Here is a 14,551-nt window from a genome sequence, read left to right as displayed (position 1 = left end):
ATTATTTTTAATTATTTCGGATACACTGCTTCATCGTACGATCTCTAATAATCGAAGCATAATCATTCTTCGTCGCTGTTCGCACAGCCAGATGAGTGATGGAATCATAAAACACCGTCAATACGGCTGGGAGATGTGGCTATTTCTGCCACCATTTAACATAAATTACATTTCACGCACCTATCATCGGTAAAATCAGACAGTGTAATAAACCCGTAATTATCGACTGCCATTGATTCCCGTCATGTCATACGTCATATCGTCAGCTGAAGCCTGCAATGTAGAAGGGTCATTCTGTCAGCAGCACAGACAGATTTCAGTCAGGAAAAAAGCAGTACTGGATCTCAGAAGCAGAGCGCTTTATCAGCTAATCATCATCGCTTTCCATCAGGATGACCATTGCACCCCGGTGAGCTTCAACCATGCGGATGTAGCGCATGACAGTCTGAGTCTGCGTCCAGGTACCTTCCTGCATGATCTGCGCAATGGATATGCCTTTTCTGGCCATATCCTGTGCGGCGCCGACGCGAGCGCTGTGGCCGCTCCAGCTGGCATAGCGCCCTTTGTTCGTTTCAAGCGCCTCCGTTTTACCCGTAGCCTGCCGGGCACGACGATAAATATCTTCCAGGCAAGGTGCGCTCATGGGGACTTCCGACACCCGGGCGATACGGTTAGAACGATGGACAGGACAAAAGATAACAGCGTCAGGTTCGCCAGCCAGGCCCGCCGCGGTAATCCATTCGCTCAGCCGGCGGGAAGACTTCGCACTAAGGGCCTTCACAATGCCACCTGACTGCAGGATGGTTTTGGTCCAGCCAACGTCCAGAATGATACGCCCGTCTGCTGCATGGGAGATATCCCTGATCCGCAGACGTGAAAGCTCGCTCATGCGGAGAAGTGTACTGTAAGCAACGTGCATAAACGCGAGGTCGCGCAGCTGCTGCAGGCGCGGGGAATGACTCCATGCTGCATCAAGACGGTTCAGGTCCGGTCGGCAGAATGGAGCTGCCTGCCCAGTGCGCTCACCTGACATGACCGCGGTACGGTTTATCTTCTTCCTGGCGCGCACAACGTCAGTCGCAACCGTTGGCGGTACCAGTCCGGCGTTACGGTGTAACATTGATATAAGCGCAGCGTGCACTGAGATGGTTGAAGTTGCCCGACCAATCGCCTGCAGGTGAAACAGGTAGTCCTGCATGTCATCCGGTGACATAGGCAGAAAGGTCCGGTTGTTTTTCTGCGACCAGCGCCAGCAGATCCGCATCACGCTCAGGAGCTGACGCCACGTGTTAGGCGAAAAGGCTTCGCGGTGCCGGACAAACCCGGCCAGCTTCGCAGTAAGATCGTCACCAGCGCTGCCGCTGAGGGTCACACCGGTAAAACCGGAGATATCGTTCATATTTGCTCAGTTTTCACCCATTAATCAGGAGGCAGCGCTACGTGAATTCTGACAAAGAAGCAGGGGCAGTGCCCGTCAGATTTTACGTAGCGCTGCCGGATTTTTAACCGTCTGTACACAGATGACCCTCCGCAGCACGCCGTCCGGTACTTCGTCTTTTTTTTATAGTGGTCAGGGATCTCAGGATCCGGCCTCGATCCTTATGATACCTGGTTTCTTAGGCCGTGTCTGGCCTTATATAAGTATAATTATATAAGGTTAGAAGCATATGAAAAAGATTTGAATTAAGATTAAAAAGAGGGTCTATAATGGGCATACAAAAAACATTTACAAATTAGAAAAAGGAAATATGAATGAGTGATGAGGGTGTTAAAAGCATGGTCTCAATTGTATAGAAAAAATGAAAGTATCCAATTAAGCAGAAAATCTAAATTAATAACGACATTTCTTTTCTTAACTATAAATTAATTACATAAATGAGAGTTATAATTTTCAATGATTTGGATTTATATTGAATCCAAAAAAAATAATGACGACTTGATGTGATTGATACATTTATTTTGTCTTCTACCACCTCTGGAATAATTTTCACTTCGTGGCGAAAATGCTCAACAATCTATTCTTCCTTACCCGTGAGCCATACTCTTAGAAATACGGTTAAATCTAGTCATGAAGACTTAGGGTTGAATATTGCGACATACTTACTAATATACTCCCCCTCCTCCAGCGCTTTGACTCTTAGCAGGCAAGATGAAAGTTAAAGTCCAACCATCTCTTCAAGAAAATTATTTGTTAAACGTACATCTATCTGGAGTTCATGAAGCACTTTACGGTCGACTGAGTTAATTGAAAAAAACTGAGTTTTTCTTTATTATGCCGTCTATTGCGTAATAAACCGACATGAATTTATATTTCCCTGACCAATTCCATTAAGAGTAAAAAAAGATAACATATACAATTTAGTCATTAGTTTAAACAGTAAAATAGATAAAGGAACTGTTATGACAATCAATATAAGAACTGTTTATTGCTAAGATTTAAGGATAATGGTTCTATGTTGTAAAACCAAGGAGAAGATAATGAGCAATGAAAAATTATCAGATAATGAGAGACTTAAAAAAGAGAGCCTTTTATTAAGAGGTTCAATAAAAAATGATCTAAATGATGGCATGACCGTGACCTGCCCCCTGTATCAGATACAACCTTCAGTTAGTAATGTCGGTTGATATTTCTTCATGCTTCCCGTTTCGCCAGCCTGCTGCAAATTCAGATGGCGTCTGGTAATTCAGCGATGAATGCGGTCTGGACTCGTTATAGTCCTTCCGCCAGTCATTAATGATTTCTCGGGCATGTAGAATATCGATGAACCAGTGCTCATTCAGGCATTCATCCCGAAAGCGACCGTTGAAACTCTCAATAAATCCGTTCTGCGTTGGCTTGCCCGGCTGGATTAAGCGCAACTCAACACCATGTTCAAAGGCCCATTGATCCAGCGCGCGGCAGGTAAATTCCGGGCCCTGATCGGTTCTTATCGTCTCAGGATATCCACGAAACAGCGCAATGCTGTCCAGAATACGCGCGACCTGAATACCTGAAATCCCGAAAGCGGCGGTGATCGTCAGGCACTCCCTGGTGAAATCATCCACGCAGGTCAGGCACTTAATCCGGCGACCGCTGGCAAGTGCATCCATGACAAAATCCATCGACCATGTCAGGTTCGGCGCATCCGGGCGAAGAAGCGGAAGCCGTGCAGTCGCCAGACCCTTACGGCGGCGCCTGCGTTTTACACCCAGACCGTTAAGGTGATAGATGCGGTAAACCCGCTTGTGGTTGACGTGAAGGCCCTCCCGTCGCAATAACTGCCAGATGCGCCGGTAACCAAACCGGCGGCGTTCAAGTGCCAGCTCTGTGATACGTAGAGACAGTTGCGCATCAGCAGCCGGACGCTGGGCCGAATAACGGCAGGTTGAAAGTGACAGACCGGCCAGCCTGCAGGCACGGCGTTGCGACAGACCCGTTGCCTCACACATGACCTCCACGGCTTCCCGCTTCTGGTCTGTCGTCAGAGCTTTCGGCGCAGAGCCACCTGTAGCGCCTCCTTATCCAGCATGGCTTCGGCGAGCAGCTTCTTGAGACGAGTGTTCTCCTCTTCAGGCGACTTGAGCCGCTTCACTTCGGGGACTTCCATGCCGCCGAACTTCTTGCGCCAGGTGTAAAAGGTGGCGTCTGAAATAGCGTGCTTGCGGCAGAGCTCACGGGCAGAAACCCCGGCTTCAGCCTCGCGGAGGATACTGATGATCTGTTCGTCGGAAAAACGCTTCTTCATGGGGATGTCCTCATGTGGCTTATGAAGACATTACTAACATCGCGGTGTATTAATCAACGGGGAGCAGGTCAGTATGAAAAGCAGATACGAATGTTCCATGATCTGTAAAGAGCAGCAAACAGGGTGAAGTAAACATTCTGTTTAAATAAAAGGCTACTTCCGAACGCTTAATGAATAGAGATTCCAATACTATCATCTTCAGCATTTTTGCGTGAGCTGAAACCTAAATTAATTTAATAGCTTTCATTGTGTTCAGGGATAAGCACCCGCACACCAGCTGCGGCAATATACATATAAAGAAAATTTTTTATAAAATTCATTTCATTTGGCTAATCTTGCAACGATGAACATTGAGATGGAAAGAAAAAAAGCCGAAGCGTAACCATAAGCACTGCGCAGGGGAAGAGAAGATTAAGCACTTTTTAAGAAAACTAAAATATCGCTTCGGCAGAAAAAATTTCTTTAACCTGAACTTTTATCAAAAAAATTAGAATGATAGCCATAAGACATATCTTATGAGGATAAGATGAACCTAAATCGAGCTAAGAACATACGGATAACATTATTAGGCCCATTTCTGTTATCTTAACTTTGTAGAAACGAGACGTATCAGATGCAACGTCAGAAAACTCTATAAATCCCCTGCGCATCAATGGAGCCAGGCTTCTGCAAGTTTTACCAGGTCTACAACTGCGTGAACAATCACGATTCATCTCAAGTCCAACTAACTTGTCTCCGCGTAAAATATAAACACGACCCTCTTTTATCCCAGATAATGCTTTCTTCATATCTTCAGAAATTTCTTTTTTCATTTTAATCTCTTAATGATAAAAACAACAACAATAAACCCTTCAATGAGTTAAGATTGATCTGATTACCACGCCGCATCACCATCAAAATTAGAATATAATATCACTAAATAATAAAACAAATAACCCCAATTACTGACAGTTGACAAAAATAATTTTTAAAAAAAGAGAATGAAAAAAGTAGATTATTAGTTAACAGGATGCATATTAGCTGTTTAATGAACACATTTTCAACCCGTTACTTTATCCAGTACCAATAAATTTTCTGATTTTTTTTGATGTGTATTTGAGTTACCATAAGTGAGGTTTCATGGATTTAATAGTTATAATTTATTCACTGAGCAATTTATCAAAAACATCAAAGCTAAGATCTGCGTGCTTTCTTGAAAAAAAGCAGCCAGAGTTTTTTATATTAGCAAAATCTGACTCATCAAGAACCCTGGGATAATCAGGTCCGGTTTTCCAATCAATATATCGCAAAGCATCATTTAACTTAAGTTCGTCATGATATAGGTCCGTTCTGCCAAGAAGCTTGATAATTGTATGAAAAAAAACCTCATCACTGCAAAAGGAATATTGAAATAAATCGCAATACCACTTATTCAAAGAGACAAACATCATAACTGAATTTACAGTCGGATGATTTAATGAGAACCAATTTGTCCCTTTATAGAATTGAATTTTTTTGTTAGCATGTTTTTTGAAAACATCGGTTATAAAAAAATTTCTGAGTGATTTGAATGCCAGGATTTTTATCTTTTCAGGAATACTTTTTCTTCTGGAATAGAACACATCAGGATATCGATACTTAACCCTCTTCTCTGGATCGACATAGTTGTTTCTTGAGTCCTGGAAATGGATTAAGTTTTTCTTATTAATGCTGTGCAAGAAATTATTCATCGTTTCATTACTCTTGTTTGGTATATCGTCACCAGACAATAAGAACAGATAGTCGAAATTCCATTGCAGTGCTTCTGAAAAGGTATTCAGGGTTGAGGCTACCTGACTATAGCTTCCCCAGGTTACGCACACGCGATTCTGAACAAAATGGACATTAGAGGCAGCTAATGACTGAAAATCATCAAGAGAGGACTTTGCATCGACGTGAATAAGAATAATGTTTTCAGCAAAAGATGATAAATAAGTAATAGTGAAGATAAGAGGATTTGTAACTTTATGACAAAGAATACAAAAAATTTTTTTCATTTAACGAATACCTTGCCTGTTCAGGCTAATGAACACTGAGATTGTATCATGCAGCTAATGCGTCACACTGCAAAAACCCGTTTAATGTCAGGTAAAAGAGATTTCGCCTTTTTTCAAAGAATAAATACGTAAGTTGCGATTTATACTCCTTTAACTTTTTCATCGTAAGCATCAGAGCATGACAAATTCTGTCATCATCCCAGCCGCGTAAAATCAGCAAGAACACCCGCATTCTCACGCTGTCTTCTTTTTCCTTGAATGGCTTTATTTTCTTAAACACCTTTCTACCTTTAAAAAAATCAAAAATATCATTATCACGCAGGTCTAAGGCGTAAAAAGAAAAATCGCACACGGATTGAAGAATAAAAACCTCTAATTCATTACTGTAAATTACAATGATATTTCTTTTTTTCAGCAAGGACCTCTCTCTGCTGAGTGCCAGCATGAAGTGGTATACATCAAAAACCAATAAATCAGCCCGAATAAAGGACATTTCTGACGAAAGATTTTCAATTGCACTTTCAATAAATTTGTTTTGAATATGAGTGATGACTTTTCTCATACCATTACCTTTAAATTAACGCTAACACTATGATTTACATTATCTTCAGGCCATTTAAGCACTGAAGTCAGCTAACTATTTGTATACGACTCTTTTTAGCTGCCCGGTCTTTGCCCCACTTCTGTGTTAATCGAGCGAGGGGCTTTTCAATAAAACGGTAGGTAAGCAAACCAGAAATAATCGAAGCTGAAAGTAAGACTACAGTAAATAAACCCGAACTCAACAACCCAAGGTTCTTTAAAACCAACGCGGCAGGGCTCAATATAAAGGGATGGATTAAATAGAGTGAGTATGAGGAGTTACCTAACTGTTCAAAAACACGGACCAGGCAGCCCTTACTTGTTGCAAACCACTGTTCCAGACTGAGTGCTCCCAGAAATATGAGAAACATCGGTAAACCCGAAGTCACGACCTTGCCAAAAGGCACTTCAGGGGTACCGTAAACATTGTTGTAAATCACCCAACTCAGACCCAAAGTAATCATCAGGCATGCAGAAACCTGACCCGGTTTAATGTTGCTAATTATCACAAACGAAAGCACGCCAAGCATAAACTCAAGCAACATATTGCTGAATAAAAAAACCAGGATCGGTGTTTCTGGTTGAAGGAACAATCCTGTAACAGACAATAGCAAGATAGTTAATGAAACACCAAGATATCTCATTAACCTGATGTCAGTCAGAAAAATGAAAACGGAAAATATCAGGTAATAATAAAATTCGTAGCTTAACGTCCATCCATTCTGAATTAAAAACTTAACACCATCAGGAATCAGGAAGAAAGATTGAATAATACCCGTTTTGCCACCGGACGAATTGACCATTTGTGGAGAAACTAAGAAGATGAATAAAGCGACAAGACTAAGCACCCAGTACAAAGGAATAATTCTTATAACACGGTGAAGCAGAAAATGAAGAAGGGTTATATTTTTATTGTGGGTAGCAACACACATAATAAAACCGGAAATGATGAAAAACAGATCCACCCCATTCCCTCCCACATGAAACCAGTTCAACGAGCCGGTTTCGTACTGTTTCCCTTTATGTGCAATGTGGGTCAGCACCACCATTAACGCTGCAATTCCTCTCAGAAACTGAATCGAATACAACATGAGAAATCCTTATAGATAGCGAATCTTGAGATTGCTACTGGCGAACAGTGTGCTCGCCAGGAAATGCGGTTAATATTGTGATTAAATTTCGATTAACTGAGAATGTCAGAGCAATGAATTGCGTATTATCAATAGGCGGATTTGTTCACAAAACCCTTCAGTAACGTTAAGAATATGATCTTCAGGTCTCCTGGGATGCTCCAGCTACGAATATATTCCAGATCCAGATCAATACGCTTTTGCATCTTATCTAAGGTATCGGTTTCACCACGCCAGCCATTAATCTGTGCTAAGCCCGTAATCCCAGGCTTAACCTTGTGACGCAGCATATAGCCATGAATTAACATACGATATTGTTCATTATGGGCAACGGCATGAGGGCGTGGTCCAACAATTGACATCTCGCCACGAAATACGTTGAAGAACTGTGGTAACTCATCCAGTGAGGTTTTACGTAAAAATCGCCCGACTTGCGTTACGCGCACATCTCCTCGCGTTACCTGCATCACTTTGGCATCATTTTCCATAACGCTCATAGAGCGAAACTTCCAGACAACGATGGGCTTGCCATCGATGCCATAACGTGTCTGACGAAAAAGCACCGGTCCGGGTGAGGAGAGTTTCACAGCAATCGCCACGGCGAGCAGAATCGGCGAGATTAACAATAAAATCAGTGAAGAAAGCACGATGTCTTCCAGCCGCTTCAAAACCCGGTTGATACCATTGAAAGGTGTATCCACTAAGGGCACGACGGGAACACCGTTGATGTCCTCAGGATGAGATTGCAGAATGTTAAGAGCTGAAACATCGGGCACCAGCAACACTGAACAGGTGGTATCAGCCAGCTGCTTCACTAACTCACTGATCTTCGCTTCATCTTTCATATGCATTGCGATGTAAATACGATCAATTTCTCCGTCACGCGCTTCCCTGATTAATTCGGCAAGATTTCCGGCATAAGGTAAACCGTTAAGATCGTTAGAGACCACATCGTCATAAACGCCCTTTACCACAAACCCCAACCAGGGAGAACGACCGAAACTTTTCAACAAAGCAATACCTGCTGGCATGCTACCCGCGACACAGACACGGCGATTGTTATAACCATACTTACGCAGTGTGCCAGAAAGGTAACGGATCACTGAACGGCTGGCGGTAAGTCCGACCGCCACCAACAGGAACCAATGCATCAGCACGTCAAATGACAGGGTGAAATGAGCAGAGCAGCTCAGCACCAGCCAGGTTGCTGCTGCTGTCACTATCCAGTTTCTGGTGATCGAAAACAGCTCAACATAGATGTGCATCCCACGCCACGAACGATAGAAATTAGTAAATCCTGCAACTGTGACGAAAGCAATCATTGCCGTCATCAGTAGCAGTAAATGTTGGTCATCAAAAACAGTGCGATGCAGAGCAGAAACCAGATACAGACCTGTAAAAATAACACCTATATCAGAGAGTCGCTGCACAATGGAGATGACCGAGATATTCGAAGGTATGTGAACGCGATGCTGTAATGTATTCATAGTCGTCAACCTGCCTGGTTAAACCGTTAAACGAAAACTGAGATTATTGATGTTTACCGAAATTAATTCGGTGGGCCTGAGGTTAATATTTTATGATTTACTGATTATCAGGATTGAATTTTTAAGCGATGGCAAATAAACATTCTGGCGCTTTTTGACATTGTAAAAAGTGAAACCAAATAGGTGATTACGCAGCAGAAGCAGATCGATACCAACAGCAGAATATTATTAATTTGAGAGGAAGGGTACTTCTGATCAATCACAAACATAGCCATCATCATCACGCCAACGGCAATAGACACCGGATAAACCTTTAGAAATACATTAATGAGATTCCCCGAGAGGGTCATCATCAGACAATGCATCAATGGAAAAAACATAAAAATGTTGGCGAGCATATAAAATTTAGCAAAAGTGGTGATATCAAATCTTACACCGATAAAAAAGGTTGAAACCATGATAAGAGCATTAAACATCCCAAGCTTTAACATGATATTAGTGCGATTTTTCACCATAAAAACGGCGCCGGTAGTGCTGAGCACTGACTGGATAATTGCAGTTGGTGCCAGCCATTTTAGTATCTCTGCGGTTTTGAGCCACTGCTCACCGAAAAATAATTTTATTATTGGAAAACTGTAGTAACCAATTAATGTCATTAGAGGTGCTGTAAATACCAGAACAAAAAATATGGTATTAAGATAGGTCGCTTCAATGCGCTTGTTATCGTCCTGAAAACGGCTCAATACCGGATACAACGAACGCGTTGCCACATAAGTCATGCTTTGCAAAGGAAACAGCATAATCCGATACGCCAGGTTATATTGCCCCAGTATCGTCGCCGACATATATCGACCAATAATGAAGCTATCGGTATTTCTGGAAAAATAATTAATGAAGTTATACAAAGATAGCTCTGTACTAAATGAAAAGATTTCTTTGATGTCACAGGCTCGGATAAAATGAGTAAGTGATGGTCTCCATTTAGATATCTTCCAAAATTGTAATGCTGACATCGAATTCTGAACTAATGCCTGTGCCACCAGACTGTAAACACCAAAGCCGCAATTAGCTAATATGATAGCAATAATGACAGAACAAACAGATGATGTGACTTCAACACGTGAAATTGATTTGAACTGGTTACCTCGTTCTAACAATGCCAGATGGGTGGCCGCGCAACTTGAGAGCGGAAAGGTTAATCCCAGAAGAATGAGAACCTTCACCAGTTCAGGTTGGTGATAGAGTAATGAGAGTGGATATGCAAGACAAGCAATCACGCCACACAAGAACAGCCCCAGCAGTACATTCAGCCAAAAAACTGAATTGATCAGGTTGTTACTCACCTCTTTTTTCTGAATCAGTGCTGCTGATGTCCCGAGATCCCTTAACAGCGTACCAAGATTGATCACCACTACCGCCATCGCCATGATGCCATATTGCGCTGGCGAAATTATTTTAGCCAGATAGATCAAATTGACAGCTTGCACCAACATTTTTAGGAATTGGGACACTGCATTCCATTTGGCGTTTGAAAGTACATTCATCGAAATACCGCCCTTTCGATTGATATGACAACATGTTGTTTATTCCTTCCAGGAAAAAAACCGTTAAATAATGAATCCATACTTATCCCTTTTATATTAGCCCGATTTAAATATCTGACAGATCAACAACGCGGGTGCTTTCCTTCTGAGAAAATTTTAAATATTAGTTCTAAATTAGAAAACTTGAACCTAATAATCTGCTGTAGTGTAATTCTTAGCAACCTTAGATAAATCACAAATATATTTTTTGAATAGTATTTCCCTGAAAGCACACGGTCATAAATGCGTTCGACTTCCTGTGAATCGCCATCATAGTTTTCTGGCTCTGACGCTGAGGATTCAATAGTATTAATGACCTGGATACAAACTTTAAAATTCTTTTTCTTTAACACTTCGAGGCGGTTGAAAAAATTATAATCGACGCCATACAGGGCAAAACGATTATCAAAAACTTCCATGTTGCACTCAGCAAATTTATCGATCAAACTGCGGTAGATAACCAGCCCCGAATTCATTGACAGTAATGTATACTGAGAGTCAATTTTAATCCCATCTGGAATTTTCTGTACAAACTTATTCAACCGCGGGTAGATAATCTGCTTTGAAACACCATCGCGTATGTTAGGTATTTGCAAATCAATTACGTCACTGTAAAAAGAATTTAAATTATCAATGTAGCTATTCTCAAAAACAAAGTTGTCACTAAAAAAAATAAATCTGTCACTCTGCGAATACTCGTTGAGCACTCCATTGTATATCCAACTCAGTGGCCTGACATCTAAGAAGTGTCTAATACTTACTTTCTTAATTTTAACTCCGAGGTTATGGATAAATTCTTTATCGATGTTGTTTGTTCCTGCACCATTATTTATTATCAACAGTTCATCTAAAGAACATTTTGACTTCATTAGTGAGTTGAGTGTCGGAGATTTTTGAGCAGAGCAATGACTTAAAACAACCGTCATGATGGTATGCATACTTAAAACCCTGTGAGTTAAAAGTTGAGATTTTCATGTTAGTAGCGGCACACAAGAAGCTGAGCAAGATTCAATCCTTCTCATGAAGCCAGGAAAGATATCCCTGCATAATATCTTTCTCGTTACCTGATTCATCAAGCATTCCAAAGTTTGATTCATAGGCATTATGCGGGATATTTACGTCCTGTAATGAATACCACCAAATGCCTTTAATGAAGTCATGTGACGCAGCGAGTTGATAATATCTTTTGATATAGGCTTTTTGCTGGAAAGGTAATAATTTACCACGCGGTGAATCTGAATATCCCATTTCTGAGATATACAAATCTACCTTATGACCTGCATTTACACTCTTGAGATAATCTTCGAAATGCTCAATAGCTTTGAAGTCTGAGTCTGGTGTATTCGTGGAGTATGGATGTATCGAAATTCCATCTACATCCTTTAACACACCGTCCCTGACCATCACATCTAACCAGTTAATGTGGCGTTGTGACAATGGATTCATACTGCCTGCAATAATCACGGCGTTGGGGTTATGCTGTTTGATAACTTTAGCCACCATCATAATCATGGCAGCGTATTGATGAGCTGAAGTATCATCATAACTTTCGGGATGATTTTTCATGTCATCGTGCCACCACTCATTATAGATCTCGTACACCACTTTCTTGCGTGGAAATAGATCAACGTTCCATGCGACAAATCCACAGAATGCCTTAAGCTGCTCAGCAGTGACCGGTTTGGTATTCTGGTACAAAGCATTAGTGTTGCCCAACACCAGCAAAGGGGTAATTCCGGCTTGCAATGAATCATTGACGAAACGCGTGAGCCTCTCGTCAGGGATGCGGTAGATCCCCTTCACCTGCTCTACCTGGCGCCATCTGAAACCACTGCGGTACGAGTTGAAATGATATTTTTTCAGTAGCTCAATGGTGCTATCGCCTTGTCCTGTCATTCGTTCGGGTTGAAAGAACACACCGGTATACATCGAGTGAGCCGCTCTGACGCAGCCACTGTGCAACACGCATAGCATGGCCAATAGATATAACTTGTTCATGATGAGACCCGGACGATGAGTTGAAGATTCAAAGCTATTTATTGGATAGATTCTTAAAAAAAAGAAATGCATCCACAAAATAGAAATAAAGTTTTGTATTCGAACGCAGACGTGTTAAAAACAATGAATTCCTGACTTTGATCCCATAACTCACCAATTGTACTTCAAGGATATCCTGATATTTTCCTGTAATATGATTTTTTTCGCAGAAAAGGAAAAATGCACGGTGTATTTTATCTTTATTGCTGAGTGTTATTCTATTCAGGTCATGAGAGGTGTCCTGAACATAAAGATATTGCCGCAATAATCGTGCTTGCTTTAGTTCAGTGTTATTGAGCAGACGATAGAAAAGATCCATATCCTGCCATGCTGGCATATCCGGGGTAAATTTCCCAGCGCATCTCATTCGTTGGGTGTATGTGAAACATTGATTACCAATAATATTCTTGAACAACAGATTCCGTGAAGTTATTTCCTTCGGCATCGCCATATCCAGATATCGCGTTTTTTTATATTGCCCACTTTTGGTTAAGGTAAAAAAATTCGTGTACAAAAAAATGTATTTTTTCAATAAATGACGATTTTCAACGAAATACGTGATCCTCCCTGGCAGAAAGTAATCATCATCATCCAGCCCGGTAATAAACTCACCCTGGGCGCTCTCAATCGCCATATTTCTGCTAATACAAGCTCCTGAGTTTCTGCTCTTTGAGGATGGGTTTAACGCGATCATCTTGCTTCGCCATCTCCGTCAAAAACTCTTGCGTGCCGTCAGATGAATTATCATCAACAACAATCACTTCGATATTTTGGTAGCTTTGACTTAGGACCGAGGTCAAAGCACGTTTCAGCAGTTCAATTCGATTATACGTCGGCACATAGACGGAAACCAATGGCATATCATTCATTTTATTTTCCTGGTAGTTACTTGGGCATACACATCCAGTGTTTTAGTATTCATTTTATCTCTGGTGTAATTATCAACTAACTTTTGCATCAGTCTTTTCTTAGCATTATCTAAATCATATGTGTTAATACCAGAAAGCAGACTCGCCAGAGAAGCACTGTTGCCACAGTTGAAGAAAAGCTTGCTGACTCTGTTCAACTCTTTAAATGCGACAATATCACTGGTGATAATAGGAAGGTTATAACTAATGGCCTCAAGAGGAACCATCGCAAATCCTTCCCAACGGGAAGGAATAATCAGACAATTAGCTTTTCTGTAATATTCACCAATCTGTTCCTTCTTAATCCAGCCTGTATAGGTGATAGTTATGTTTTTGAACTCATAATTTTCTTTGTCACTTATCTGGTTTACCGAAGAACCTACCATAATAACATTAAGTTTGAAACTTAACGTTTTTTCGTCCAGAGTGCGTAAGGCATCCATTAACGTATCCGTGCCTTTTTGATAATCAAAGCGTCCGACATACAGTAAGGTATATTCATCCAGCTTATTATGCGTCAACGCATTAGACAAACTGGGGAGTTCAACCCCATTACTGATCAGACAAAGCTTGTGGCTGGAAAATCCTTTTTCTAAAGCTTTAATGTATTCAAACTCTCCCACGCATATGATGCTTTGCGTTGAGAGTGATAACAGTCTCTCGCATAAGGTGAATATCAGGCGTTTGATAAAAAAAGTATCCACCAGAAATGAAAAACCATGAGGGCAGTAAATAACCTTAATGTTCCTGTTCCTGAAAAAAGCCAATATCATTAACCGCCCAACAAACCCCGCAAAAGTGCTATGTAAATGAACAATATTAGGCTCCAAAGATTTAACCTGTCGATAAAAACTCTTTGCGAATGATAGCAATCCCAAAACCCCCCTTTTCTGGCGATTAAAAGTGGTAATATAAGGTCGTAAAGTGGCTGAAAGCTCTGACATATGTTGCTCGGGCACCAGAATATTTAACTGCGATATCTGGTGATTTTGCTTTTGAAAAGTCGCCAAACTATCCAGTACAGTGGCAACTCCGCCTTTTATGGTCTCTGCGGCATGAAGCACTCTCATTACTTGCCCCTTAT

14 protein-coding genes are annotated in these 14,551 nt (G+C 41.3%); 1 reads left to right on the top strand and 13 read right to left on the bottom strand.

Annotated elements, in window-relative coordinates; translation table 11 throughout:
- Window positions 1–367: 367 nt before the first annotated feature.
- A complete protein-coding gene (locus AC6I77_RS22340) occupies window positions 368–1,399 on the bottom strand; it encodes a tyrosine-type recombinase/integrase (protein WP_346458065.1) in 1,032 nt (343 codons plus the stop codon).
- A gap of 1,079 nt (window positions 1,400–2,478) precedes the next feature.
- Here AC6I77_RS22340 and AC6I77_RS22335 point away from each other — a divergent pair.
- Window positions 2,479–2,625 carry a hypothetical protein gene (locus tag AC6I77_RS22335; protein WP_497817422.1) on the top strand — a complete coding sequence of 49 codons (147 nt, stop codon included), beginning with the start codon at window positions 2,479–2,481 and terminating at the stop codon, window positions 2,623–2,625.
- Here AC6I77_RS22335 and AC6I77_RS22330 read toward each other — a convergent pair.
- From AC6I77_RS22330 to AC6I77_RS22275, 12 genes are all read right to left on the bottom strand, one after another.
- A protein-coding gene (locus tag AC6I77_RS22330) for an IS3 family transposase (RefSeq protein WP_497817387.1) occupies window positions 2,605–3,725 on the bottom strand; the annotation gives its coding sequence in 2 pieces (ribosomal slippage) (window positions 2,605–3,467 and window positions 3,467–3,725; 1,122 coding nt in all). The two genes, AC6I77_RS22335 and AC6I77_RS22330, sit on opposite strands and share 21 nt — an antisense overlap.
- A 542-nt stretch (window positions 3,726–4,267) precedes the next feature.
- Window positions 4,268–4,537 (bottom strand): hypothetical protein, encoded by a 270-nt coding sequence (locus tag AC6I77_RS22325; protein WP_497817386.1) that lies wholly within the window; start codon window positions 4,535–4,537, stop codon window positions 4,268–4,270.
- A gap of 327 nt (window positions 4,538–4,864) precedes the next feature.
- Window positions 4,865–5,740 (bottom strand): beta-1,6-N-acetylglucosaminyltransferase, encoded by an 876-nt coding sequence (locus tag AC6I77_RS22320; protein ID WP_497817385.1) that lies wholly within the window; start codon window positions 5,738–5,740, stop codon window positions 4,865–4,867.
- A 46-nt stretch (window positions 5,741–5,786) separates the two neighbouring features.
- Window positions 5,787–6,302: a hypothetical protein gene (locus AC6I77_RS22315; RefSeq protein WP_497817384.1), complete on the bottom strand. Its 516-nt coding sequence runs from the start codon at window positions 6,300–6,302 to the stop codon at window positions 5,787–5,789.
- A gap of 67 nt (window positions 6,303–6,369) precedes the next feature.
- Window positions 6,370–7,413, bottom strand: coding sequence for an acyltransferase family protein (locus tag AC6I77_RS22310; RefSeq protein WP_497817383.1), 1,044 nt, complete (start codon window positions 7,411–7,413; stop codon window positions 6,370–6,372).
- A 128-nt stretch (window positions 7,414–7,541) separates the two neighbouring features.
- On the bottom strand, window positions 7,542–8,939 hold the full coding sequence (gene wcaJ, locus AC6I77_RS22305) for an undecaprenyl-phosphate glucose phosphotransferase (protein ID WP_307570696.1): 1,398 nt from the start codon (window positions 8,937–8,939) through the stop codon (window positions 7,542–7,544).
- 107 nt (window positions 8,940–9,046) lie between these two features.
- Window positions 9,047–10,483, bottom strand: coding sequence for a lipopolysaccharide biosynthesis protein (locus AC6I77_RS22300; protein ID WP_497817382.1), 1,437 nt, complete (start codon window positions 10,481–10,483; stop codon window positions 9,047–9,049).
- 122 nt (window positions 10,484–10,605) lie between these two features.
- Window positions 10,606–11,460: a hypothetical protein gene (locus AC6I77_RS22295; RefSeq protein ID WP_497817381.1), complete on the bottom strand. Its 855-nt coding sequence runs from the start codon at window positions 11,458–11,460 to the stop codon at window positions 10,606–10,608.
- Window positions 11,461–11,530: 70 nt separating this feature from the next.
- On the bottom strand, window positions 11,531–12,520 hold the full coding sequence (locus tag AC6I77_RS22290) for a cellulase family glycosylhydrolase (protein ID WP_497817380.1): 990 nt from the start codon (window positions 12,518–12,520) through the stop codon (window positions 11,531–11,533).
- A gap of 34 nt (window positions 12,521–12,554) precedes the next feature.
- A complete protein-coding gene (locus tag AC6I77_RS22285) occupies window positions 12,555–13,253 on the bottom strand; it encodes a glycosyltransferase (protein WP_497817379.1) in 699 nt (232 codons plus the stop codon).
- Window positions 13,201–13,428 (bottom strand): glycosyltransferase family 2 protein, encoded by a 228-nt coding sequence (locus AC6I77_RS22280; protein WP_497817378.1) that lies wholly within the window; start codon window positions 13,426–13,428, stop codon window positions 13,201–13,203. The genes AC6I77_RS22285 and AC6I77_RS22280 overlap by 53 nt, the downstream gene beginning before the upstream one ends.
- Entirely contained in the window at window positions 13,425–14,537 is a 1,113-nt protein-coding gene (locus AC6I77_RS22275; RefSeq protein ID WP_497817377.1) for a glycosyltransferase, read from the bottom strand. The genes AC6I77_RS22280 and AC6I77_RS22275 overlap by 4 nt, the downstream gene beginning before the upstream one ends.
- Window positions 14,538–14,551 lie beyond the last annotated feature (14 nt).

Source organism: Pantoea sp. X-Soil-ISGK-259 (assembly GCF_059730705.1).
The sequence above is the reverse complement of the archived record's forward strand: the minus strand, read 5'-3'. Positions and strand labels throughout refer to the sequence as shown.

What these genes read in the sequence shown, in the direction of transcription:
- AC6I77_RS22340 (WP_346458065.1), bottom strand. Translation starts at nt 1,399, where the DNA reads ATGAACGATATCTCCGGTTTTACCGGTGTGACCCTCAGCGGCAGCGCT.
- AC6I77_RS22335 (WP_497817422.1), top strand. Translation starts at nt 2,479, where the DNA reads ATGAGCAATGAAAAATTATCAGATAATGAGAGACTTAAAAAAGAGAGC.
- AC6I77_RS22325 (WP_497817386.1), bottom strand. Translation starts at nt 4,537, where the DNA reads ATGAAAAAAGAAATTTCTGAAGATATGAAGAAAGCATTATCTGGGATA.
- AC6I77_RS22320 (WP_497817385.1), bottom strand. Translation starts at nt 5,740, where the DNA reads ATGAAAAAAATTTTTTGTATTCTTTGTCATAAAGTTACAAATCCTCTT.
- AC6I77_RS22315 (WP_497817384.1), bottom strand. Translation starts at nt 6,302, where the DNA reads ATGAGAAAAGTCATCACTCATATTCAAAACAAATTTATTGAAAGTGCA.
- AC6I77_RS22310 (WP_497817383.1), bottom strand. Translation starts at nt 7,413, where the DNA reads ATGTTGTATTCGATTCAGTTTCTGAGAGGAATTGCAGCGTTAATGGTG.
- wcaJ (WP_307570696.1), bottom strand. Translation starts at nt 8,939, where the DNA reads ATGAATACATTACAGCATCGCGTTCACATACCTTCGAATATCTCGGTC.
- AC6I77_RS22300 (WP_497817382.1), bottom strand. Translation starts at nt 10,483, where the DNA reads ATGAATGTACTTTCAAACGCCAAATGGAATGCAGTGTCCCAATTCCTA.
- AC6I77_RS22295 (WP_497817381.1), bottom strand. Translation starts at nt 11,460, where the DNA reads ATGCATACCATCATGACGGTTGTTTTAAGTCATTGCTCTGCTCAAAAA.
- AC6I77_RS22290 (WP_497817380.1), bottom strand. Translation starts at nt 12,520, where the DNA reads ATGAACAAGTTATATCTATTGGCCATGCTATGCGTGTTGCACAGTGGC.
- AC6I77_RS22285 (WP_497817379.1), bottom strand. Translation starts at nt 13,253, where the DNA reads ATGATCGCGTTAAACCCATCCTCAAAGAGCAGAAACTCAGGAGCTTGT.
- AC6I77_RS22280 (WP_497817378.1), bottom strand. Translation starts at nt 13,428, where the DNA reads ATGAATGATATGCCATTGGTTTCCGTCTATGTGCCGACGTATAATCGA.
- AC6I77_RS22275 (WP_497817377.1), bottom strand. Translation starts at nt 14,537, where the DNA reads ATGAGAGTGCTTCATGCCGCAGAGACCATAAAAGGCGGAGTTGCCACT.